Here is a 22824-nt window from a genome sequence, read left to right as displayed (position 1 = left end):
AGCGCTGTCAGCGCCGCGATCACATCGAATGGCGCTTCGCAGCGGCCCCGTCGGACCGGCATCGCACCGCCGATCCACTGCAGTGCCCTCAGGGGCCAGCAAGAACAGGTGCGGGGAAGCGGTCTCGTGTCAGTAGTCGACGGCGTCGCGAGTGATGGGGCAGGTCATGCAGTGACCACCGCCCCGACCGCGGCCGAGTTCGGCCCCGGCGATGGTGATGACCTCGATGCCGGCCTTGCGCAGCAGCGTGTTGGCATAGGTGTTGCGGTCATAGGCGAAGACGACGCCGGGCGACACGCAGACGAGGTTGGCCCCTGAGTCCCACTGGGTACGCTCGCGCGTATAGTCGTTGCCGCCGGTCTCAACGACGCGAAGCTCCTTGAGGCCGAGGGCGTCGCGCACGGTCTCGACCAGCCCCTTGTCCTTGCTGAGCTCGATACCGCCCTTGCCGTCCGGCCGGTAGGAGAAGCATTCGATCTTGTTGACGATGTCGGGGTAGATCAGCACGCAGTCGCGGTCGGCGAAGGTGAAGACGGTGTCGAGGTGCATGGCAGCGCGGAGCTTGGGCATCGCGGCGATGATCACCCGCTCGACGGCGCCCCGATCGAACAGTGCCTGGGCCAGCTGCGCGATGGCCTGCCGTGAGGTGCGCTCGCTCATGCCGATCAGCACGTTGCCCCTGCCGATGGGCATGACGTCACCGCCCTCGAGCGTCGACAGACCCCAGTCCTTGGTCGGATCGCCCCACCACACGTTTACCTGGCCGGCGAAATCGGGGTGGAACCGGTAGATCGACGAGGTGAGGATCGTCTCTTCCTTGCGAGCCGGCCAGTAGAGCGGGTTCAGCGTCACCCCGCCATAGATCCAGCAGGTGGTGTCACGGGTGTACAGCGTGTTGGGGAGCGGCGGCAGCAGGTATTCGTTGACGCCGGCGGCGTCGCGGACCAGTTCCATCAGGCCGCCGCCATGCGTGTCGGGGAACTCATAGGTCGAGAGCCCGCCGATCAAGGTCTCCGCCAGTTGCCGGCTCGAGAGGCCATCGAGGTAGGAGCGGACGTCGTCGACGAGGTCCGGGCCGACCTGATTGGCCGTGACCTGGTTGTCGAGGATCCACTTCCTGGCATCGGGAAGCGCCACCGTCTCTTCGAGCAGATTGTGCATCTCGACGACATCGACACCACGATCGCGCAGCTTGTTGATGAAATCGAAGTGGTCGCGCTTGGCGACATCGACCCAGAGCACATCGTCGAAGAGCAGGTCATCGCAGTTGGAGGGCGTCAATCGCTGGTGCGCCTTGCCGGGTGCGCAAACCATGACCTTGCGCAACTGGCCGACTTCGGAATGCACGCCGAAGGAGGTTTGCATGATTGAAATTCCTCGATCTCAGGGGGTGATGATGCCGGTGACAAGGCCGTAGATCCCGATGGCCGCAGCCACGACGGTGACCCCGAACACACCCAGTTCAACCGGCGTGAACAGCAAGGCCTGCTGCTCGCGGCGAGCCCAGATGTAGAGAATGATGGTGCCGGGAACGAAGAGCACGGCCACCAGCAGGACGTACTTGAGCCCCGCGGCCACGAACATGAACAGCGTGTAGAGCACGGCCACCCAGGCAATGACCTGATCCCGCAGCCGCTCGCGCGACCCGGCCTCATAGCCCTCGCCGCGCCGGGCGATCAGCACGCCGTAGCCGGCAACGAGCAGGTAGGGCAGCAGCGCGGTAACGCTCGTCATGTCGAGCATGAAGTTGAAGGCATCGCGCGAGAAGTAGGTCGAGACCACGAACAGCGAGACGACGATATTGGTCAGCCACAGGGCATTGGCAGGAACGCCGTTGGCGTTCTGCGCCGCAAACAGCTTGGGCATGTCCTTGGACTTGGCGGCAGCGAACATCACCTCGGCGCAGATCAGCGACCAGGCGAGGTAGGCGCCGAGCACCGAGATCAGCACGCCGATGGAGATGAATATCGCGCCCCAGTGCCCGACGACGAGTTCGAGTGCGCCGGCCAGCGACGGATTGGAGACGCCGGCGATGGCGGCGCGGGGAGCCGTGGCGTAGGGAAACAGCGTCACGGCGACCATCAACCCGGTCACCGCCACAAAGCCCAGGATTGTCGCCTTGCCGACGTCGGCGCGCTTCTTCGCGAAGCGCGAATAGACGCTTGCGCCTTCGATGCCGAGAAACACGAAGACGGTGATCAGCATGGTGTCGCGCACCTGGGCGACAAGGCTCTTTTCGGGCATGCCGACACCGCCGAAGAAGTTCTCGGCGAACTGGTCGAAGTTGAAGAAGACGATGAACAGCAGGATCGCCACGATGATCGGCACGATCTTTGCGATGGTGACGATGGTGTTGATGAAGGTCGCCTGCTCGACGCCGCGCAGGATCATGAAATGGAACGACCAGATGCCGATCAGCGACACGACGATCGCAATGATGCTGCTGCCGTCACCAAAGATCTCGGGAAAGAAGCGGCCGAGCGTCGAGCCGATCAGCACCCAGTAAAAGACGTTGCCCAGGCAACTGCCGAGCCAGTAGCCGAACGCCGACAGGAACCCCATATAGTCGCCGAAGCCGGCCTTGGCGTAGGCAAACACACCGGAGTCGATGTCGGGGCGCTTCTCGGCAAGCGCCTGGAAGACCCGGGCGAGCATGTACATGCCCGTGCCGGCGATGAGCCACGCGATGATGGCGCCGAAAGGCCCAGTCGCGGTCGCGAATCGTCCCGGCAGGTTGAATATCCCCGCCCCGACCATCGACCCGACGACCATCGCCGTTAATGCCGCGAGCGACAGCTTGCCCTTGTTAACGTCGGCCAATGGTACCCCCTGGAGCCGCTGCTGTTCGGCGCAAACGGATTTGCGCTTGCAGCTTCGAGGCTTGGACAATACCGCCGCACAGCAGCGCGAGAATGGTTCCGCGTCCCAACGCTGATCGTTTCGTCCCAAGATCGTGGGTTCGCGTCGCGCCGGCTGACCGCCCGACCTGCCGTCTCCACAATTCAAATCGGGCGGTGCAACCCGAGCGAACTTCGAGACGCCATCTCAAGGAATGGGACGCCGCCCCAATTACGCCGCGACACGGTTGGGGTTAGGGATGTTCTGCCGTCGATTTTTGCCCCGACGTTGGGAGCAGGCCACTCGCGGCATCCCTGCGACCGCCCTGTTCGGAGGCCATCGTGTCGAGAAATCCAGCCATCGCGGCGATAAGCATCTTGATGATTGCAGCGTTCGGGCAGTCGGCGTCGGGCGCATCGATCGGCGCGGGAAACCCTTACCCTGTCAGCACCTACACCTGCGAGGATGGTACGCGTCTGGCGGTCCGCCTCCTGGGTGATCGCGCCGCCGTATCGGTCAACGATGCGGCAGAGGTGGAGCTGCCCTCCATGGGGCCGGACGGCACGACATTTTCGAACGGCCGGTTGACGCTGACCATCATCCAGGGGCGGCTGATGTGGGGCGTCGGCAGGGCCGCGCCGTCGGCGTGCGTGGGCGGCTGAGCATCGCGCCGACAGCGGACGTCCCTTCGCGCCGCGCGGTGATCGCCCGCCGCATTTCGGCGGACCTGCCGAGGCCCGGCCCCGATCGCCGGGACTGAGGCGCTTCACCCCGGTTCCGAGTGGCGATATGTTGGGTGCGTTGGGATGCCGGCAACGCAGCTTGCACTGAGCCACCTGTCCTGTTCGGTATCTCTCGCGCGGCTGACACTTGTGGGGCCATGAATGCTGGAGGCGCCGAACTGGTACGCGCGCAGGTACAACTCCGTCGTGGCGCGCTCCCGCGAAACCGACCCCGATGCCGAGTTCCATATTCAGCAGATCGGTGCGCGAACTCATGCATCGCGCATGGCGACAATCGACTATGCCGACGCCTTTGTCCTCGACTTGCGCGACAAGGGCGGCATCGCAATGTCGGGAGCGATCGGTGACGACGCGCTGACGGCGGTGTTCATCTGGGGGGAGGGCACGACCTTCAACGGGCAGGCAAGCCAGATTCCCCAATTGCGGATCCTGGGTCCGGGAACAGAATTCAAGCTTGCGATGCCCGGCAGCTATCGCCTCATGCGGATCGGCCTGCGCGGCTCGACGCTCGATGCGTTGCGCGCCGGGTCGCCCGAACGGCATCGTCCAGGCTGGCTGACGCCCGGGGTGCGCGAGCAGCCTTTCGCTCCGGCCGCCGAGTTGGAGCTGCAGCACAAGTTGCTGCGAACGGCAGGATACGCCGAAGCCGCCGCGCAGCGCGGCTATGACCTCAGCGCCGGCCTGGCGGTCGCGGCAAGCGAGGCAGGCGCCGCGCTCGCTCTCATGCTCTCGCATGCGGAACACCCGCTCGCTCGCAACCTCAACTCAGGCGAACGGCGCAACGTCGTTGACGCAACCCTCGCAATCCTCGAGGCCAGACCGCACCTGCCGGTTTCGATCAGCACTGTGTGCACGGTGCTGGGGGTTGGCGAACGCATGCTCGAGCGCGCCTTTCATGACCGCCTGGGGCTCAGCCCTCGCGACTACGAGCGGCAACGGCGGTTGCGGGCAGCCCATGGTCTCATCCTGACGGATGGCGATCGCCTCTCGATCACGGAAATCGCCATGAGCTTCGGTTTCTGGCACCTGGGCCGTTTTGCCGGAGCTTACGCCGCACTGTTCGGATGCTCACCCAGTGAAACACGGCGGCGCGTCTGGCCGAGAATGCCGCCTGATTGATCGGCGCCGACCCATGAACGGGCCCAGGCACGACGCACCGATCGCGCCCTGATCAGAAACAACATGCCGCGTGTCGGTTCCTCGGGACCGCCAGCCAAAACTCGTCCCGCTCGCTATCGACGGGCGGATGGTGGTCATTCCGCGTGTCGGAAAGCGGATAGAGATTGGTCGGCGCGTGGAGGAATCTGGCGATGCGACCTCATGGACGCCGCTCGTTGCCAGGCAACCAGCATCCAGGTGTCCGTGAGATCTGCAACCAGGCGGCAATGCAATGTCGCTTGGCCTGCCAACAGAGGACGGCCCTTGTTGTTCGATCTCGCTCCAGTTGCTGGCCTACCTTCAACCGACCGACCGCTCGAGAGCGACCGGCTGACGTGCTCCATCGAAATGGATACGTCTTCGGCGCCCCCCACTGAGCAGTTCGAGCTCTTCCGCAGCTGGTACGCCGGCCTGGCCGACGTCAGGCCAGCCCAACTCGCTCCCCTGCCATTTCTCGCGCGCCAAATGGCGTGGAGTCTTGGTCGCTCGACCCTGACCTACCTGAGCGCCCCCGAGGCCTCGTTTGCCTGGCAGAACCTGCGGTCCCCCACGATGGACGGCTGGTGTGTGCACCTGACGCTGCCACGCACCCGACACCGGAGCGTATCGATGAGTGATGCCTTGAGCTTGCACTCGCTGGCGGACCCGTTCGCCGGACGATCGGAAACGAGCGACCACCTCGCCCTGTTCGTGCCGCGCAACCTTCGCACCATGCAATCCTCTCGAGTTGTTCTTCGAGAGGAAGCCAGGCGTTTTCTGGTGGAGTATCTGACCCTGCTATTTCGTTCGCTTCCCGGCCTGAGGCGTACCGATGTGGCGCATATCGGCGAAGCGACCACCAGCCTGCTCGCGGCATGCCTCGCGCCTTCGCGGGATCATGCCGCTGAAGCGCAGCGCCCGATCGAGGCCGCCATAATGAGCAGGGCGTCTCGGATCATCAGGGAGCACCTGGCAAATCCGGCGTTGACGCCAAGCCTGATCTGCCGCGAGGTCGGCGTTTCCCGCTCCAGGCTGTACCGGATTTTCGAACCCATCGGAGGCGTCTCGACGCATATCCGTCGCGAGCGTTTGCGCAGGACGCGCGATGCGCTGGAGAACAGTTCCGACCGGCGACCGATCTCGATCATTGCCGAGCAGTGGGGCTTTTGGGACCCTTCGGCCTACAGCCGCATGTTCAAGAAGGAGTTCGGCGTTTCGCCCAGCGAGGCGCGCGCCGGTGGCTTGCGCGGTGTCGTGCCGGCGCGATCGACGGACGCGTCGACGCTCCGCGACCTGCTCCTCAGCAACTACTAGTCACCTTGGCTGCGTCCATCGCCCGCGCCTGCGGATGTGCCAGGAGTCCAAGTGTTTGTCCCTGCGTCTCCAAATACAGTCGGACAGCTCGAAGGGCTTTCCGAGCTTCGGTGCTTGGCTCTAAATGCGTCGGACTTTGCGTGATCTTCGTACGAGAAGGATCGGAACTATGACGAACCGGGGTAGTGACGAGATCGATCGTCGGGACTTCATGCTCGCATCGGTGGGCGCACTTGGCGCGGCGGCGACGCTGATGGCGGGAGCAGCCCAGGCGCAGGATGCGGGCGCCAAACCGGAGACCGGCGCAGGTGGCACGGCGTTCACCGGCGATATCATCGATGGCAAGCAGGTGATCGCGGCGCTCGATATCTCCGATCTCGAGCCCGGCAAGCACAGCTTCTATTTCCGCGGCGCGCAGATGCCCACGGGGCAGCACTGGTATGTCTCGGTGATGGTGGCCAAGGGTGCGGCGCCGGGCAAGCGGCTGGGGTTGATCAGTGGCGTCCACGGCGATGAAATGAGCCCGATGCACACCCTGCAGACGGTGATGAACCAGCTCGACCCAGCACAGATGTCCGGCTCGGTGATCGCCGTGTTCGACCTGTCGCGTCCGGCGGTGGAGGCAATGTCGCGGCGCTGGCATAGTTCGGGCCGTGGCATGGACCTTATCGACATCAACCGGGCGTTTCCGGGCAACGAGAATGCCCCGGAAGCCTCGACGCGGCACGCGGGGCTGGTGTTCAACCGGCTGTTGCTGCCGAACCTCGACTATGGCCTGGATTTCCACACTGCCGCCACCGCGATGGACGCCACGGCTTTCCACCTGGCGCGGATGGATCAGCCCGACGTCAAAGCCATGGCGGAGCTGTTCCCGATCGACCAGATCTTCGACAATTTCGGCGAGGTCGGCCTGCTTGCCAATGCGCTGATCGATGCCGGCATTCCGGCCCTCACACCGGAGATCGGCAAGCCCAGAATATTCGACCATGCCATGATCGAGCTGTTCGTCGAGGGCACGCTGAACGTGCTCAAGCACCACGGCATCATCACCGGGCCAATGGGTCGGACCGGAACGGATTCCGGCGTTTTCATCGCCGACGGCATGCTGCCGATCCTGACCACGCATGGCGGCTTTGTCGAGTTGCTGGTGGAGCTCAACGAAGTGGTGGTCGAAGGGCAGAAGGTCGCGATCCAACGCAACACCTTTGGCGAAGTCGTCGCCGAATACACCACGCCGCGCGGCGGCGAGGTCGGGGCGCGACGCACCGACGCGACGGCGGAAGAAGGCACCCCGATCGTCTTCATCGTGTTCGACAGCGCCACCCCGGTCGGGGGTGATGCCATCGTCGAGTAACCGCCCGCCCGGCGGACATCACCGGTACGCCCCGGCCCATAACTTCGCGCTCATGCGCCTTCGCGGTAACCGGCCGTTCCCGAAGGCACTTTTGGGTGCCTTGTTGACGGGTCACGCCAGGTGTCCCATCTGACGGCCATGCTGCTCGATATCGGATTTCTCGACGACGCCACCCGGCCAGCGCCCATCAAGCTCGAGGGCTTGACCGAGGCGCAGCGCGCGCCCGGACTGCACCTCAGAGAGGTGCACGATCACCTGCGCGCCAACATGAAAACGCTGGCGGTGCTGATCGACCGCGCCGCGGCGGGCGAGGTCGGCGCACAGGCTGCGACCGATGAGGCCACCGGCCTCGGCATGGTCGCCAATTATCGCCGCTTCGGGAACCTGTGCGGTCAGCACTGCAACATCGTCAACGTCCACCACTCGATCGAGGACGAAGCGGTGTTCCCCGCCATCGCCGCGCAAGGCCCCGGCTTCAAGGCCATCGCCGACCGGCTGCGGGCCGAGCATGTGGTGGTACACGAATTGCTGGTGCGGCTGATCGATGCGCTTGGCGAGCTTGCCGCCGACCCCGGCCCAAGCCGCTTCGCCGATACGCTCGAAATCTACCGTGCCCTCGAGCGCGTGCTGCTCAGCCATCTCGGCTACGAGGAGGAGGCGATCGGCGACGCGCTGGGCTATTTCGAGCTGTTCTAGAACAGGTCGAGTTGCCCGCTGCCGCCAGCGGCGACCTTCTTTTTCGGCTTTGCCGTGGCTGCCGCTTCGGCTTCCGCCTCTTCAGGGCTGATCGGGCGGATCAGCTCGGGGCCGTCGGCATCGGCGCGACCGACCGCCTTGCTCACCGGATGGTACTTCAGCGAGCCCGGCGGCAGCGGCAAAGCCAGCTGCGTTGCCGCCTTCACATCGAAGTCCCGGGTGTTGAGCCACATGTCGACGGCGTCGCCGGTCAGCATCGCCGGCATCCGGTCATAGACCGAACTGATCTCGAGATTGGGCTCCACCGTGACGATACAGGCGGTATCCACCTCCTCCCCGTCAGGACCACTCCAGGTCGAGTAGAGGCCGGCAAAGACCATGGGGGAATCGTCCGCCATGGTGATGTAGTAGGGCTGGCGCTTGCCATCCGGCGCCTTCATCCACTCGTAGTAGCCCGAGGCGGGAACGATGCAGCGTGAGTGGCGCACCGCGTCGCGAAAGGACGGCTTTTCGGCCATCGTCTCGGCCCGGGCGTTGATCAGCAGCGAAAACTCGCGCGGATCCTTCACCCAGCCGGGAACGAACCCCCAGCGCACCAGCTGGATGGTGCGGCGTCCCGACTGCTCCCACACCACCGCGATCGGCTGGGTCGGGGTGATGTTGTAGCGCGGCGGAAAATCGATCTGGTTGAGCAGGTTGAACAGCTCGACCATCATCTCCGGCGGCAGGGTTGTCGCATAGCGACCGCACATGTGAAGGCTCCTGGGGGGGAGCGCGATCAGGAATAGTTCAGAGACTTTTCCGGTGCGATCGCGCGACCAAACGGCAAGCATCACCGCTTAGTTAGGCACTTGCCGCGGCGAGGACAAACCACAATCATCGGTTTATGCCCGAGTCCCGACAGCCCCCCAATGCCGCCAGCGTCGCGCTGATCGATCGCGACAAGGTGCTGCTGATCCAGCGGGCCCGGAAGCCGTATTTCGGCATGTGGAGCCTGCCGGGCGGACGGCTCGAGCCGGGCGAGACGCCGGAGCAGGCGGCCGAGCGCGAGATCCTGGAAGAAGTGGGCCTCAGCGTCTGGCGGCTGCACCCGATCAGGCGGATGCTGCTCGGCAAGGGCCAGTTCGTGCTGCAGGTCTATGCCACCGAAGCATTCGAAGGCGAGATCGTCGCCTCTGATGAAGTCAGCGCCTGGCGCTGGGTGCGGCTCGACGAAATCGGCGGCATGCACACTACGCCCGACCTCGGCGAGGTGGTCGCGGGCGCGTTCCGGGTCTTCGATCGCAGTTGAGGCACGCGGGCGTTTCACTTAAGGATCAGGGCATGCGCCTCCGCCCGCTTCGCTTTGCTCTCATTGCCCTGCTGCTGGCGGCTACCCCGGCGCGCGCCATCGATCCGCCCTACCAGGCCGAGATGGAACGGCTCTCCGAAATCCTCGGCAGCCTCTATTTTCTCAACCCGTTATGCAAACCGAGCGCCAGTTCCGACTGGCGCGGCGAGATGGCCGACCTGATCGCGCTGGACGAACCGGACGACGACCGCAAGCAACGGCTGACCGGCGCCTTCAATGCTGGCTACGAGGCCTATGCGCGGCTCTACCGGGTGTGCACGGTGTCGGCGGAGCAGGCGATGTCGCGCCTCCTGGTCGAAGCCGAGAAGACCGCCCGCGATATCCACTCGCGCTACGCCGAGTAGCGCCGCCTTTTCCTGCGAGCACTCCGCCGGTTAACAATAATTGCAGAGTGCATATTAACCTTTTGGAGACGGATGGGGCGCGCCATCGGTCAGGTCGTGCTAGGGCCGAGAGTATGAAACTCTCGAAGACCCTCAAGGGCGACAACGGCAGCATGGAGCGTCTCGCCGAGGCGGAGCGCGAAGAGCGCCAGGCGGCGCTCGAGTATGTTGCCGAGGCCTGGAACACCGCCGAGGACGATGGCATCGCCACCGAGGCGCTGGCGCATGCCTCGCTGTTCGCCGCGATCACCTCGCTGGTCGAGCATCATGGGGAGACGGCGATCGCCGAGCTGATCGCCACCCTGCCCAACCGCATCCAGGCCGGCGAATACAGCCTCAGCCGCTCGCTGCAGTAGCGTTCGCGAGGGCCCGGCACCACGGTGCGGGGATGGTGCCAACGCCCCGACGGGGTCGCGCCGGCGCGCGGACGACGCTCCGCAAGTTCCTCAAACTCGGTGTGGCGGGTGGGCTCGCCCGTATGCATCTGTGGGCTTCGCGCCAAGATGACGACGGCAGGAGAGTCTTCCCTACAGCGCTTCCAGAAACCGCATCGGCTGGCCGACGCTCGGCGTCACCAGTTCGCCCTGCCACATCACCTTGTTGCCGCGCACGATCGTCCCCACCGGCCAGCCGGTGACGGTCACCCCATCATAGGGCGTCCAGCCGGCGCGGCTTTTCACCCAATTGTTGGTGATGGTCTCGCGGCGCTGCAGATCCACCACCGTCAGGTCGGCATCGTAGCCCACCGCGATGCGGCCTTTGTTGGCGATGCCGAACAGCCGGTTCGGCCCATGGCTCGACATATCGACGAAGCGCTCGAGGCTCATCCGCCCGGCATTGATGTGGTCGAGCATGATCGGCACCAGCGTCTGCACCCCGGTCATCCCGGAATGCGACTGCGGGTACGGATGGTCCTTTTCCTCGCGGGTGTGCGGCGCATGATCGGAGCCGAGCACATCGGCGACGCCGTTCTTCACCCCGGCCCAGATGCCGTCGCGATGCGCCTTGTCGCGCACCGGCGGGTTCATCTGTGCGTAGGTGCCGAGGCGCGTGTAGGCGGTTTCATCCAGCGTCAGGTGGTGCGGGGTCACTTCGACGCTCGCCACGTCCTTGTGCGCGGCCAGGAACACCATCTCCTCGGCGGTCGAGATGTGGAGGATGTGGACGCGCTTGCCGGTCTTCCGCGCCAAAGCCACCAGCCGGCGGGTCGAGAGCAGCGCCGCCTCAGGGTCGCGCCACACCGGGTGTGAGCTGGGATCGCCCGGCACGCGCAGGGGTTTGCGCTCCTCGAGACGATATTCGTCCTCGGAATGAAAGGCAGCGCGGCGGGAGATGGCGTTGAGGATCGCCTCGACCCCGTCATCGTCGGGCACCAGCAGCGAGCCGGTGGAGGAACCCATGAACACCTTCACGCCGGCGCAGCCGGGCAGGCGCTCCAGTTCGGGCAGTTGCGCCACGTTGTCGTGCGTGCCGCCGATGTAGAAGGCGAAATCGCAATGCATGCGGCGGGTGCCGAGGCGGATCTTTTCCTCGAAGGTTTCGCGCGTCGTGGTCAGCGGGTTGGTGTTGGGCATCTCGAACACGCCGGTGACACCGCCCATCACCGCCGAGAGCGAGCCGGACTCGAGATCTTCCTTATGGGTCAGGCCAGGCTCGCGGAAATGCACCTGGGTGTCGATGACGCCGGGGAGGATATGGAGGCCCATACAATCGACCACTTCGCCGGCCGAGGCCGGGCCCAGATCTCCAAGTGCGACGATGCGCCCGTTGCTGACTGCGATGTCGGTCTGGTGCACGCCATCATGGTTCACCACCGTGCCGTTCTTGAAGATCGTCTCGTACTGCGCCATGTCTCTAGTCCGCCTGCCTTTCGGCGGGTGTAGCGGAACCATCCCATGCCCACAATCCTCCGTCCGTCCCGTGCCGCCTTCCGGTTTTCCGGTCCCGAGGCGCAGAAACTGCTGTTCGACGTGGTGACCGGGCGATTGCTGGCCGAACCGGGGCCGGCCGTGTGGTGGGCGCTGCTGTCGCCGCAGGGCAAGGTGCAGGCCGAGGGGCTGAGCGGCTGGGCTGAGGACGCCTTCTGGCTCGATGTCGACGCCTCGGTGGCCGATGCGTTCTTGAAGAAGATGAAGCTTTACCGCCTGCGCGCCCAGGTCGAGATCGACGACCTGCGTGAGACGCACGCGGTGGGCTGGAGCTTTGACGGCTGGGCCGAAGGGATCGTCCACGCCGACCCGCGTGGCCTCGGCGAGCGGGTCATCGCCGAAAAGGCCGCCACTACCGGCTGGCTGCCGCCCGATGACAGGTTCGCCGCGCACCGGATCAGCGCCGGCATTCCTGAGCAGGGCCCGGATTTCGGCATCGACCAGACCTTTGCCCACGATATCGGGCTCGACCTGCTCGACGGCATCGACTTCATCAAGGGCTGCTATATCGGCCAGGAAGTCGTCTCGCGCATGAAGCACCGCGGTACTGCCCGTCGCCGCCCGGTCATCGTCTCCGGCATCGACGCTCCAGCCGGCACGTCGGTGGTCGCCAGCGGCCGTGACGCCGGCCCGATCGGCGAGGTGGTCGATGGGCGCGCCGTGGCCATCCTCAGGCTCGACCGCATCACCGATCCGGCTGCCGTCACGGTCGATGGCAAGCCGGTGACGGTGACACTGCCGCCCTACGCCACCTATCAGTTCGGTGACGTGGCGGACGAGTAGCATGCGACGGACATCGACCTGAGCTGGGCTCGCTGCTAGCCTCCACCTCATGCGCTCCACATGGCCAGAAATCGCCGCTACGTTCACAGGGTTCCTGAACAGTATGGAACCGGGTCCCTACGTCGATGCTGTCGCAGGTATCGAGGCGCTGGTTCACCACATCGCGGCGAGCCCGCTTTCCGGTGCACTGTTCGGGTTCTCCTCGATGCATGATTTGTGCATCCACCAGACGGACAGCCATCCATTCGAGGGGCGCGGCGGTCCATTCCTGCGTGTCTCGCCGCAACAATCCGGACTCGTCGAGTTCCGCTATGTTGATACGCACGTTGCAGCTCGGCAGTGGACGCGCATCGAACCGCCGGAACGGACATTGGCGCGCTTCGACCACTTTCTGAATCAGCTGCATTGGCTGGTCGAGGTGAACACCACCAGCTAGCGACATCGCTGCGCTTGAATGGCGAATCAGCCTCGTTCCCACTACGTTCCCATGCTTCGGAGCACAGGGGACGATGATGGCGCGTGGTAAGGAGCGGGCGTGGCAGCGCATGCTGTCGGGCAGGCGGCTCGATATCCTCGACCCATCGCCGCTCGACGTCGAACTGAGCGACATCGCCCATGGCCTCGCCCGGGTGGCCCGCTGGAACGGCCAGACCATTGGCGACTACCCGTTCTCGGTGGCGCAGCATTCGGTGCTGGTGCTCGAGCTCTACCGCGCGCTGAACCGCGACGCCGAGCCGCGCGCCCTGCTCTACGCCGTGCTGCACGACGCGCCCGAATATGTGATGGGCGATATCATCTCGCCGTTCAAGGCGGCGATGGGCGGCAATTACAAGGAGGTGGAAAACCGGCTGCTCGGCGCGGTCTATCTCCGCTTCTCCTTGCCGGCGACACCACCGGCGGCGTTGCAGAAGCAGATCAAGCGCGCCGATCGTGAGGCCGCTTTCCTCGAGGCGACGCACCTCGCCGGCTTCGACGCCGAAGAGGCCCGCCGCTATTTCGGCGAGCCGACATTCCCGGTGTTCGAGTTCGAGCCGTTCGAAAAGCTGATCCGCCCGTGGCCCACCCGCGAGGCCTATGACCGCTTCGTCGAGGTGGTGGAAAGGCTGGCCGCCGAGCTGCCCTGAGGGCGATCCGGCGGATTGCCCTGGTTAAATTTACCTTAATCGCTGTTCCATTTTGACACGCCTTCCGGCGTCATGGTTGATGGTTGGTTAACAAACCGACCGGAGAACGGCCATGGACGCGACCAAGACGATCATGCTTGGGGGAGCAATCGGACTCGGGGCGGCATTGCTGCTGTTGCTGCCGAACGTCCTGCCGCGGGCCGTGGCAGAAGAAGAGCCGATGAAGACGCTGCTCAGCACGCCCAAGGAGATCTGGCCGCCGGCCTTCGACCCAGACCGGCTGATGCGCTGGAGCTACTATGTGCAGCCGGGCGTCTCGGTCGAGCCGATCCGGGAAACCGTGGTTCGCAAGATCGGCTACGGGCACAGCACCTTCGTCAATGTCATGGAGACGGCGAGCGGGGTCTATTCCACCGACGGGCTCGCCAGTCCGCATATCCAGTATCCGGGGATCATCAAGGAGCCCAAGCCGTCTCCGGCTGCCGGCCTCTGGTACTGGAGCGGCCGCCAATGGGTGGCCAGCGCGCCGGTGAATGCCGACTCGTTCGTCTCGATCGTCCCGCTCGATGGCCTGCCGAGCAGCGAGGACGGCAACTGCGTGACGCTCAAGGACAGCGTCTACTGCTAGGCGCTTCACACTGAGCTGAGCCACCGGCTGCGGAGGCGCTGCCATGCGCCGACGAGATGGTCACGGCCTCGCCTCCCCCACCGGGGGGCCAAATAGCGCCACTAATCGTGAACCGAGCTACAGCTTGGCGCCTTCGGCGATGCTGGCGGCGCCGATCGACACCTGCTTGATCACCAGCGCATATTCGCTCCGCCCATCGGGCAGGAAGCGGAACACGCCGTCGCGACCGTTGAAGCCAGCCGGGAGGGTGAGTTGCGCCCGATCGTATTTCGGCGTGCCGTTGGCGAGCGAGCCGGCATTGGCGAGAATGGTCGCGGTATAGGCGATGGTGGCGAACTTGTGTGGCGCCGAGCCGAACTTGGCCTGATACTCAGGCAATAACGCGTTATAGCCAGCGTCGTCGATCGCCGGGAAGATCGCCCCGGCCAGCGTCGTGGTGTTGAGGATCGAGGGATCACCATCCCAGTCGGCCGAGCCGATGAGCTGCACCTTGCCCGGCGCGATGCCGGCCTCGTTGAGCAGGTTAGCAAAACTCGGCGCCGTCGCCCGGTCGGGGATGAACAAGGCATCGATCTGCCCCGCCTGCAGCATCGGCACCAGTTGGGTGACGACGTTGCGGGCCTCGGCCTCCGAGGAGAAATTGTAGACGGCGCGGGCATTGAGCCCGAGGTCGGCGGTCGCCTGGCGGAAGGCGCCTTCCTGGATACGGCCGAAATCGGTGGTCGGGAACACGCCGGCAAAGGCCTTCTTGCCGAGCTTTTTGGCATAGCCCATCGAGCGCTTCACTTCGCTTTCGGGCAGGATGTTGAGCAGGTAGACGCCGGGCGAGGCGGCGCCGGAATTGTTGGAGAAACCGATCACCGGCACGCCGGCGGCCTTCGCCACCTGGCCCGCCGCCGTTACCTGGTCGGCGCGCAGCGGCCCTAGGATCAGGCTGGCGCCTTCGCTCAGCGCCTGCTGCGCCGCCTGGGTGGCGCCGCTGGCGGTGGCGCCGGTATCCTTCAGCACCACGGTGATGTTCTCACCGATATTGGGGTTGGTCTCGACAAAGCTGATCGCCAGTTCCGAGGCATTGGCCATCGAGGTGCCGACGCCGGCGAGGTTGGGATCGCCCGACAGCGGCAGCAACAGCGCCACTCGCACCGGCCCTTTGCCGAAGGTCTTGCCGGTGGCGAGCGGCTGCGACGCGCCGCCGGTGGTGCCGCCGCCCGGTCCGAAGTTGAAGTTGCCGGCCGAGCAGGCCGACAGCAGCGCCGCCGCGGCAAGGCCGAGCCCCATAGACCTGAGGCCAGTCAGCACGCCGCCGCCGCTCGCAATTCTCACTTGCCCAACCTTTATCGAGTCCCGCACTGTGGCGCGCGAGGCGCCACTCCATGGGTGGTCTATACCGAATCGGGCCCGGCTCATAAAGACCGCGCTTAACTTCGGCTTAACAATTGGAGGTGGCGTGGACGATCGCCAGAAGAGCTATTTCATTGCCGGGACTGAGTTTCCGGCGCCGCCGCTGGCGGCGGGGCTCTATGTGGTCGCCACCCCGATCGGCAACCTCAAGGACATCACGCTGCGCGCCCTCGAGACGCTGGCGGCTGCCGACCTGGTGCTGTGCGAGGATACTCGTCACTCGGCCACCCTGCTCGATCACTACGGCATCCGCACCCCGCGCAAGTCGCTGCACGAGCACAATGAGCGAGCCCGCATCGGCGAGGTGATCGCCTCGATCGAAGCCGGCCGCGCCATCGCGCAGATTTCCGATGCCGGCACCCCCCTGCTGTCCGATCCCGGCTTCCCGCTGGTCCGTGCGGTGCGCGAGGCCAACCTGCCGGTGTTCGCCAACCCCGGCGCATCGGCGCTGCTCGCCGCGCTCGCCAGTGCGGGCCTCCCCACCGATGCCTTCGGCTTTGTCGGGTTCCTGCCCGCCAAGTCGGGCGCCCGGGCCAATGCGCTCGCGGCGCTGAAGGCGCGCGCCGATACGCTGGTGTTTTACGAATCGCCGCGCCGCCTCGGCGACAGCCTCGCGGCCATGGCGGAGGCCTTGGGCGATCGGCCCGCCGCCGTGGCGCTCGAACTCACCAAGCGCTTCGAGCGGGTGGAACGCGGCACGCTCAGCGAGCTCGCCATGCATTTCGGCGCCGGCGACACCAAGGGCGAGGCGGTGATCCTCGTCGGCGGCGCCGAGGGAGTGGTGGTCGAAGCCGCCGACTGGCAGGCGGCGCTCGACGAAGCGCTGGCCGCCGGACCGCTGCGCGCCGCCGTCGACGACATCACCGCCCGCTTCGGTCTGAAGCGCAAGGAGGTCTACGATGCCGCCCTGGCGCGCAAGGCCGAGGAATAACCAGACCCGCAGCAGCCGGCTCGGCGCCGAGCTCCGCGGCCGGCGCGCCGAAACCCTCGCCGCCTGGTATCTGCGGCTGAAGGGCTATCGCATCGTCGCGACGCGGGTGAAGACGCCGGTCGGCGAGATCGACCTGATCGCCCGCCGCTTCGGCACCACCGCCTTTGTCGAAGTAAAGGCCCGGCAGCACCCTAGCGAGGAGGCCGTGGCGCTCGAGGCGGTCAACACCAGTCGTATCGCGCGCGCCGCGCAGTACTATGTGGCGCGCCACCCGGCCCTCGCCGAAACGCCGCTCCGCTTCGATGTGATTTTCCTTGCGCCCGGCACCTGGCCGCGCCATGTCAAAGGCGCTTTCGACGCCAGCTAGGACCGCTTCATGTCCCTCAAAATCGCCGTGCAGATGGACCCCATCGCTTCGATCAATCCGGCGGGGGATTCGACCTTCGCGCTGATGCTCGAGGCGCAGGCGCGAAAGCACAAGGTCGACTATTACGTGCCGCAGACCCTGGCGCTGCGCGACAACCACGTCTCGGCCGAGGTGGCGCCGATCACCGTGTTCGACAAGCCGAAGGGCGAGCATTACGCCCTCGGCGACTTCGCCCGCGTCGATCTCGCCACCTACGACGTGGTGCTGATGCGGCAGGATCCGCCGTTCGACATGAACTACATCACGCTCAGCCACCTGCTGGAGCGTATCCACCCCAGAACTTTCGTGGTGAACCCGCCGGCGGCGGTGCGCAACGCGCCGGAGAAGATTCTCGTCACCGAATTCCCCGAGCTGATGCCGCCGACATTGGTGACGCGCGACCGCGGGCTGATCCATCAGTTCCGGCGCGAGCATGGCAACATCATCGTCAAGCCGCTCTACGGCAATGGCGGCGCCGGGGTGTTCCTGATCCAGGAGACCGACCAGAACCTCAACTCGCTGATCGAGCTGTTCGAGCAGAGTTTCCGCGAGCCGTTCATGGTGCAGAAGTACCTGCCCGACGTCCGCAAGGGCGACAAGCGCATCATCCTCGTCGATGGCGAGCCGGTCGCCGGTCTCAACCGGATCCCGGCCGACGGCGAAGCGCGCTCCAACATGCATGTCGGTGGCCGTCCGGAACTGTCGCCGCTCACCGAACGCGAGCGCGAGATCTGCGCCACCATCGGGCCGGCGCTGAAAGAGCGCGACATGATCTTTGTCGGCATCGACGTGATCGGCGACTACCTCACCGAGATCAACGTCACCTCGCCCACCGGCATCCGCGAGATCAAGCGTTTTGGCGGCCCTGATATCGCGGTGCTGATCTGGGACGCCATCGAGAAGCGGCGGGCCTAGCACCGATGACCCCGCTCGCGACGCTGGTCGAGCGAGCGGGTTTTGCTCCGGGCACGCCAGTGGCAATGGCGCGGGTGGCGGGCGGAGCCATCGAAGAGCTGGCAACCGGCATTTGGCCCAACGGCCGGCCGGTCGAGCCAACCGACCGCTTCTACGTTGCGAGCCTCGCCAAACAGGTGACCGGTGCGGCGCTGGCGCTGCTGGTGCGCGACGGACGGATCGATCCGGACCGAGCGGTTGCCGACCATGTCGGCGGCCTGCCGGCATGGTCGGCACGCATCACTCCGCGCCAGCTGGCCCATCACATCAGCGGGTTACCTCCGGCCGGCGCCCTCGAAGCCCGGATGACTGGCGACTGGACCGAAACCTTGGTGTTCGGGGCCCTCAGTGAGCTCGCCGAGCTGCCTTCGCCGCCGGGCGCCGCCCACAGCTATTCCAATCTCGGCTATGTGCTGCTTGCCCGCGTCATCGCGGAAACCAGTGGCCTGCGCTTCGCCGAATTCGCCGCGCAGCGGCTGTTGGGCCCGCTCGGCCTCGACGGTATCGGCTTCCTCGTTGACCTCGGCGGCCAACCGCAGCGGCCGCTGCTTGGCACCAGGCTGCCGCTTACACACGGCGACGGCGGCTTGTGGTCCACGACCCGCAGCTTCGCGCAGTGGCTGCAGCACCAGAACGGCGACACCCTTGGTATCGCCGACCTGGTCACGGTCGCCGGCCGGCGCAACGACGGCACGCCGGTCGACTACGGCTGGGGTCTCGGGCTGCGCCAGCATCGCGGCCAGGCGCTGCTGATCCATGGCGGTGAGTGGCCCGGCGCTGCCGCAAAGGCCGTGCGCAGCCCGGCACTCGGGATTGCGGTGGTCGGCATGGCAGCGGGCGCCGAGTTCCAGACGCTGAACCGGCTGGTCAGCGCGGGGCTCGAGGAAATCGCCTGATCACTCGTCGCTCTCGGCCGCGGTGAGGTAGTGCTCCTCCCACAGCTCGTGCGGGATGAAGCTCCCGACCGAGAACTCGAAGCGCTCCACCGCCGAATAGTCCGCCGCCGCGACGCAGCTGAACTTCACTTCGTACCATTCGCGCCGGCTGCGGAAGGCGCCGCCATCGGCGATCAGCGCCCCGTCGCGGGTGGCCATGTCGGCCATGGCATAGGCGACGACGGTATCGGGATCGAATTCCGGCCGGGCGCGGCGGATCTGTTCGATCGCCTCGATGCTGCACAGCTGCACCAGCCGCTCGCTGCCATCGAGCGTCGTCATCGCTGCCCTGAGGTTGGCGCTTTCAGGTTCGGCCAACAGGCTACCGGCATAGAACCGGGTGGCGCGAATGGTGCCGTCGGGCGCGGATTTTGCGGCAGGCGTCGTGGTGCTGGAACCAGGAGAGGCCGCGGCCGCCGGCGGCGCGGGGGCGACAGGCGGCGTCTGTGCTGGTGCCGTGAGGGCGGCGAACTGCGCGGCTGTCATCAGCTCCACGGCGATGGCCGGCGGTGGCAGCGGCTTTGGCTTGTCCCTATCCGGTCCGAGCAGCAGCAGGCCAAACAACGCCAGGTGGAACCCCAGGGATATGGCCGTACCCCACGCCGATCGCTGCATCGGCGGCACATCGATTGGGCTGTCGTCTAGGGTGATGGACATGGCGCTGCCCTGTCAGTCGGGCGGCTTTGCGGCTGATTTGCGGAGCTGTGGCGAGGCTGGGTGAAATCCTTGCCGCCCTCTCGCCTTTCGGCGCGGGCTCAGCCATTGTCCGGCCATGCCGTTCGACACATTCCTGCTCGCGCTGACCACCTTCTTTGCCACCCTCGGGCCGGCGGACCTCTTGGTCGTCTATGCGGCGCTGACGCAGAAGAACACCCAGGCCGAGCGGCGTGTCATGGCGCTGCGCGGCACCATCATCGCGGCGGTGATCCTCTTGTTCTTCGCGGTGTTCGGCGAAGTGCTGCTGCGGCTGTTCGGCATTACCCTGCCGGCGCTGCGCATCGCCGGCGGCATCCTGCTGCTGTTGATCTCGATCGACATGGTATTCGCCCGCCACTCGGGCGGTACCGGCACGACGCCCGAGGAAGAGAACGAAGCGCAGAGCCGCGCCGACATTTCGGTGTTCCCGTTGGCGACACCGCTGCTCGCCGGCCCCGGCGCCATCAGCGCGGTGATCCTGCTCACCACCGGTTCGGGTGGCTTCAACCTCGAATGGGTCGTGGTGGTGCTGGCGCTGCTGGCGATCCTGTTGCTCTGCTACGTGGTGATGCTGGTCGCCATTCCGATCCAGCGCCTGCTCGGCATTACCGGCCTCGCAGTGGTCAGCCGCGTCGTCGGCGTGCTGCTGGCCGCACTGGCGGTGCAGTTCCTGCTCGATGGGCTGAAATCCAGCGGGCTGATCCCGGGTCTTGCGGGCTAAAAGCAAAGGCCGCGGCGGGTGCCACGGCCTTCACCAAATTCACGCTAGTCGCCCGGTCACTTCTTCTTGGCCGGTGCGGCGGTGGCGGGGGTCATCCCGGCCGTTGCCAGCACTTTCGGCTTTTCCTTCTTGGGCTTCTTGGCTTCCTTGTTGGATCTGATCTGACCTTTGGCCATCGGCATCCCCTTCCATTGTTGGCCGGCAGCAACTCCGGCAAATCACTACGTGAGGCTAGAACCAAGGCAGAATCCTGACAAGATCACTGCCCTGCCAGAGTCTTTGATTGTCGGGCTTTCGAACCGGAAAAGTCTGCAATTCCCGCCTTCGCAGGGACAGCTTTTCCCGAAAGCGCTACGGCCGCTACTTATGGCTCTGGCAGCGGCCCTGGGGTCCAAGCCGATCGACGGCGCGCGGATCGCACCCGGTGAGCAGGAACGTCACCCAGTCGCCCTCGCTGCCATAGAAGGCATTGCGGTCGACCTCGGTGCGGACGCCCGACATGGTGCCGGTCTGCGTCCACTGCCAGAAGATCCACGGCCGGTCGCCATACTTGGTATGCGGCTCGGCGGCGGTCGAGCGCAGCCAGAACGAGGAATCGAAGTGCTCGCCGGCGAGGATGTCGTTGTAGAAGTTCATGTCGGTATAGATGATCGGCACCTTGCCGGTATGCCGCTCCATCTCGGCCAGCATGACGCGGACCTTTTCCAGCACGTCGGTGCGGTTGAACTTGTTCTTGCAGCTCGAGTGGTTGTTCCACTCGAGATCGAGTACCGGCGGCAGCGCGTCGGGATCGTTGGGCACCATCTTCCTGAACCAGGCGGCCTGCTGCGAGGCGAGGCTGCACCAGGTCATGAAATGATAGGCGCCGCGGGCCATGCCGGACGCCTGCGCACCGCGCCAGTTGTCGTAGAAATTGGGGTCGATGTAGTCCTTGCCCTCGGTCGACTTGATGTAGACGAAATGCACCCCACCGCCGCGCGCCGCGTTGAAATCGATGCGGCCCTGGTAGCGCGCCACGTCGAGCCCCTGGATCGGCAAGCCCCAGGCCCGGCGCACCCCGTCATGCGGGTCGTTGTCGCCCGGGATGCCTCGATAGTCGTGCGTGGGCGAGCGCCCGCAGGCGGCAAGCAGCAGGGTCAGCCCGACCAGCAGCAGGGTTTTGGCGAACGGGAAGGCGGGACGGGCGGCGGCGAGCATGCTGGACGTCTGGCTTTCGGACGGAGATCGGAAGCCTTTGAATCAACATGGCGCGCTTAACGAAACCTTGCGCTAACCCTTTGTTATTCCAGCATGGTTAACGCGCGTTGGGAGGACGCCGCCCGAGACTTCCATGGATCGCGATTGCCCCTGTAAGCTCGCTGTCGAACCGACAGGAGTAGTGGGGGCCGTGTTGTCGATCCGAACCAGGTTGCTGCAAGCCGCGGCGATCGCCGCCGCGTTCGTCGCCGCAACAGCCCATGCTGACGGCGTCGATCCCGACATCACCGTGAGGGCCTGCCTCGCGGCGGTTGCGGAGCAGGCCGGCAGCACAGATCTCACTGCGCTGGGCAAAGACTATTCGGAGGCCAACTCGGCGGTGCTGGTCGGCGTCGGCCCGGACCAGGCGCCCTGGCGCTGCCTCGTCTCGAACGATGGCGTTGTTGCCGAAGTGAGGTTCACCGGCGCTGAGGACGCGCTGCCGGCCAGATGATGCCGGCCGCCTCGCTCTGAGGCCGAGCACCGCAGGCGTTGCCCAGCGCGCCTTCGAGTCAGACGCTTCAATGCCGGTGGCACAGTCGTCAGGCGGATCGCCGACCTGCCAATTGCAGACCGACGCGCAATAACACACTGGCCATGGCGCATGTTTGTTGTACATTTACACCTGTCGGCGCTAGATATTCAGCATTTCGGGGGAGCTATCGATGCGTTTTATTTGGAAGGCACTACAGATAGCGATCGCGATGTCGTCGCTGGTTGCGGCTCCAGGCCACGCCGGAGAAGCCGAAAGTGCCCTGCTTCGCACCTATATCGGAAACTGGAGCGGGAACAGCGTTCTGCGCGGTGGCGAGCAGCCCGAGGCCTTTACTTGCCGCCTGAAAGTGACCCAGGGCAGACTGGTCAAGATCAACTACGCCGGGCGCTGCAGCCTGGTGAACATGAACCTGTCCGTATCGGGTACCATCTCCTTCAACGACAAGGCGAACCGCTACGAAGCGACGATGCATTCCAACGTCGGCCTCTCGGCCGCCGCGGTGGGGGCCAAGCAAGGCAAAAGCATCGTCTTCAAACTGAGCGAAAAGCAGAGCGACCGGGTTGGCACTCCTATGGAGATCAGTTCGATTCTCGAACTCAGCGGCAAGCAGATCACCGTCGACTTCATGGTTGAACTCAACCGATCAGGACAAACGCTGACGACGACCGTGCCTTTCCGCCGGCTGTGAATTGCCTGCCTCGTCTCGAACGATGATCTCGTTGCCGAAGTGAGGTTCACCGGTGACGAGGTGCGGTTCCGAGGGCCAGCG

26 protein-coding genes are annotated in these 22824 nt (G+C 65.4%); 19 read left to right on the top strand and 7 right to left on the bottom strand.

All coding sequences use genetic code 11. The annotated features are described in order from the left end of the window. Positions 1 to 129: 129 nt before the first annotated feature. On the bottom strand, positions 130 to 1365 hold the full coding sequence (locus AC1ROK_RS02870; RefSeq protein ID WP_492843637.1) for an arginine deiminase: 1236 nt from the start codon (positions 1363 to 1365) through the stop codon (positions 130 to 132). 18 nt (positions 1366 to 1383) lie between these two features. Beyond that, positions 1384 to 2820: a basic amino acid/polyamine antiporter gene (locus tag AC1ROK_RS02865; RefSeq protein WP_492843635.1), complete on the bottom strand. Its 1437-nt coding sequence runs from the start codon at positions 2818 to 2820 to the stop codon at positions 1384 to 1386. A 359-nt stretch (positions 2821 to 3179) separates the two neighbouring features. Between AC1ROK_RS02865 and AC1ROK_RS02860 the strand changes: the two genes are divergently transcribed. The 5 genes from AC1ROK_RS02860 (at position 3180) to AC1ROK_RS02840 (ending at position 8082) form a co-directional block, all read left to right on the top strand. Further along, positions 3180 to 3500: a hypothetical protein gene (locus tag AC1ROK_RS02860; protein ID WP_492843633.1), complete on the top strand. Its 321-nt coding sequence runs from the start codon at positions 3180 to 3182 to the stop codon at positions 3498 to 3500. Positions 3501 to 3722: 222 nt separating this feature from the next. Continuing rightward, positions 3723 to 4700 (top strand): AraC family transcriptional regulator, encoded by a 978-nt coding sequence (locus AC1ROK_RS02855; RefSeq protein ID WP_492843631.1) that lies wholly within the window; start codon positions 3723 to 3725, stop codon positions 4698 to 4700. Positions 4701 to 5006: 306 nt separating this feature from the next. Then, entirely contained in the window at positions 5007 to 6032 is a 1026-nt protein-coding gene (locus AC1ROK_RS02850) for a helix-turn-helix domain-containing protein (protein ID WP_492843629.1), read from the top strand. 169 nt (positions 6033 to 6201) lie between these two features. Continuing rightward, a complete protein-coding gene (locus tag AC1ROK_RS02845) occupies positions 6202 to 7386 on the top strand; it encodes a succinylglutamate desuccinylase/aspartoacylase family protein (RefSeq protein WP_492843627.1) in 1185 nt (394 codons plus the stop codon). A gap of 120 nt (positions 7387 to 7506) precedes the next feature. Then, complete coding sequence (locus tag AC1ROK_RS02840; protein WP_492843625.1) at positions 7507 to 8082, top strand: hemerythrin domain-containing protein; 576 nt, start codon at positions 7507 to 7509, stop codon at positions 8080 to 8082. Here AC1ROK_RS02840 and AC1ROK_RS02835 read toward each other — a convergent pair. Further along, complete coding sequence (locus AC1ROK_RS02835; RefSeq protein ID WP_492843623.1) at positions 8079 to 8834, bottom strand: SOS response-associated peptidase; 756 nt, start codon at positions 8832 to 8834, stop codon at positions 8079 to 8081. The two genes, AC1ROK_RS02840 and AC1ROK_RS02835, sit on opposite strands and share 4 nt — an antisense overlap. A gap of 134 nt (positions 8835 to 8968) precedes the next feature. On the opposite strand from AC1ROK_RS02835, the gene AC1ROK_RS02830 reads away from it, so the two are divergent. From AC1ROK_RS02830 to AC1ROK_RS02820, 3 genes are all read left to right on the top strand, one after another. Further along, positions 8969 to 9373, top strand: a complete 405-nt coding sequence (locus tag AC1ROK_RS02830) for an NUDIX hydrolase (protein ID WP_492843621.1) — start codon at positions 8969 to 8971, stop codon at positions 9371 to 9373. Positions 9374 to 9405: 32 nt separating this feature from the next. Next, positions 9406 to 9777, top strand: a complete 372-nt coding sequence (locus AC1ROK_RS02825) for a TIGR02301 family protein (protein WP_492843619.1) — start codon at positions 9406 to 9408, stop codon at positions 9775 to 9777. A 113-nt stretch (positions 9778 to 9890) separates the two neighbouring features. Beyond that, entirely contained in the window at positions 9891 to 10172 is a 282-nt protein-coding gene (locus AC1ROK_RS02820; protein ID WP_492843617.1) for a hypothetical protein, read from the top strand. Between the two features lie 171 nt (positions 10173 to 10343). On the opposite strand, the gene AC1ROK_RS02815 is transcribed toward AC1ROK_RS02820, so the two are convergent. After that, on the bottom strand, positions 10344 to 11666 hold the full coding sequence (locus AC1ROK_RS02815) for a dihydroorotase (RefSeq protein ID WP_492843615.1): 1323 nt from the start codon (positions 11664 to 11666) through the stop codon (positions 10344 to 10346). Positions 11667 to 11711: 45 nt separating this feature from the next. Between AC1ROK_RS02815 and ygfZ the strand changes: the two genes are divergently transcribed. The 4 genes from ygfZ (at position 11712) to AC1ROK_RS02795 (ending at position 14279) form a co-directional block, all read left to right on the top strand. Further along, the gene (gene ygfZ / locus AC1ROK_RS02810; RefSeq protein WP_492843613.1) at positions 11712 to 12527 is read left to right on the top strand and encodes a CAF17-like 4Fe-4S cluster assembly/insertion protein YgfZ; all 816 of its coding nucleotides are present in this window, start codon (positions 11712 to 11714) and stop codon (positions 12525 to 12527) included. A 103-nt stretch (positions 12528 to 12630) separates the two neighbouring features. Next, entirely contained in the window at positions 12631 to 12963 is a 333-nt protein-coding gene (locus tag AC1ROK_RS02805) for a hypothetical protein (protein ID WP_492843611.1), read from the top strand. A gap of 76 nt (positions 12964 to 13039) precedes the next feature. Continuing rightward, complete coding sequence (locus AC1ROK_RS02800) at positions 13040 to 13651, top strand: hydrolase (RefSeq protein WP_492843609.1); 612 nt, start codon at positions 13040 to 13042, stop codon at positions 13649 to 13651. Positions 13652 to 13763: 112 nt separating this feature from the next. After that, complete coding sequence (locus tag AC1ROK_RS02795; protein ID WP_492843608.1) at positions 13764 to 14279, top strand: hypothetical protein; 516 nt, start codon at positions 13764 to 13766, stop codon at positions 14277 to 14279. A gap of 117 nt (positions 14280 to 14396) precedes the next feature. Here the strand turns inward: AC1ROK_RS02795 and AC1ROK_RS02790 are convergent, their stop codons facing one another. Continuing rightward, positions 14397 to 15602 (bottom strand): penicillin-binding protein activator, encoded by a 1206-nt coding sequence (locus AC1ROK_RS02790; protein ID WP_492843606.1) that lies wholly within the window; start codon positions 15600 to 15602, stop codon positions 14397 to 14399. Positions 15603 to 15726: 124 nt separating this feature from the next. Between AC1ROK_RS02790 and rsmI the strand changes: the two genes are divergently transcribed. Genes rsmI through AC1ROK_RS02770 form a run of 4 tightly spaced genes read left to right on the top strand, consistent with a single transcriptional unit; the run spans position 15727 to position 18867 of the window. Next, positions 15727 to 16611: a 16S rRNA (cytidine(1402)-2'-O)-methyltransferase gene (gene rsmI / locus AC1ROK_RS02785; RefSeq protein ID WP_492843604.1), complete on the top strand. Its 885-nt coding sequence runs from the start codon at positions 15727 to 15729 to the stop codon at positions 16609 to 16611. After that, positions 16580 to 16978: a YraN family protein gene (locus tag AC1ROK_RS02780; RefSeq protein WP_492843602.1), complete on the top strand. Its 399-nt coding sequence runs from the start codon at positions 16580 to 16582 to the stop codon at positions 16976 to 16978. The genes rsmI and AC1ROK_RS02780 overlap by 32 nt, the downstream gene beginning before the upstream one ends. A gap of 9 nt (positions 16979 to 16987) precedes the next feature. Then, entirely contained in the window at positions 16988 to 17932 is a 945-nt protein-coding gene (gene gshB, locus AC1ROK_RS02775) for a glutathione synthase (RefSeq protein ID WP_492843600.1), read from the top strand. 5 nt (positions 17933 to 17937) lie between these two features. Further along, positions 17938 to 18867: a serine hydrolase domain-containing protein gene (locus AC1ROK_RS02770; protein ID WP_492843598.1), complete on the top strand. Its 930-nt coding sequence runs from the start codon at positions 17938 to 17940 to the stop codon at positions 18865 to 18867. Here the strand turns inward: AC1ROK_RS02770 and AC1ROK_RS02765 are convergent, their stop codons facing one another. Next, on the bottom strand, positions 18868 to 19563 hold the full coding sequence (locus AC1ROK_RS02765; protein ID WP_492843596.1) for a DUF930 domain-containing protein: 696 nt from the start codon (positions 19561 to 19563) through the stop codon (positions 18868 to 18870). Positions 19564 to 19678: 115 nt separating this feature from the next. Here AC1ROK_RS02765 and AC1ROK_RS02760 point away from each other — a divergent pair, with 115 nt between their 5' ends. Then, positions 19679 to 20323 carry a MarC family protein gene (locus AC1ROK_RS02760; protein ID WP_492843594.1) on the top strand — a complete coding sequence of 215 codons (645 nt, stop codon included), beginning with the start codon at positions 19679 to 19681 and terminating at the stop codon, positions 20321 to 20323. Between the two features lie 360 nt (positions 20324 to 20683). Here the strand turns inward: AC1ROK_RS02760 and AC1ROK_RS02755 are convergent, their stop codons facing one another. Next, on the bottom strand, positions 20684 to 21520 hold the full coding sequence (locus AC1ROK_RS02755) for a GH25 family lysozyme (RefSeq protein WP_492843592.1): 837 nt from the start codon (positions 21518 to 21520) through the stop codon (positions 20684 to 20686). Positions 21521 to 21713: 193 nt separating this feature from the next. On the opposite strand from AC1ROK_RS02755, the gene AC1ROK_RS02750 reads away from it, so the two are divergent. Further along, entirely contained in the window at positions 21714 to 22013 is a 300-nt protein-coding gene (locus AC1ROK_RS02750) for a hypothetical protein (RefSeq protein WP_492843590.1), read from the top strand. Positions 22014 to 22224: 211 nt separating this feature from the next. Further along, positions 22225 to 22743 carry a hypothetical protein gene (locus AC1ROK_RS02745; RefSeq protein ID WP_492843588.1) on the top strand — a complete coding sequence of 173 codons (519 nt, stop codon included), beginning with the start codon at positions 22225 to 22227 and terminating at the stop codon, positions 22741 to 22743. Positions 22744 to 22824: the final 81 nt, after the last annotated feature.

It is taken from the genome of Devosia sp. GW821-FHT12F11, assembly GCF_058806655.1.
The sequence above is the reverse complement of the archived record's forward strand: the minus strand, read 5'-3'. Positions and strand labels throughout refer to the sequence as shown.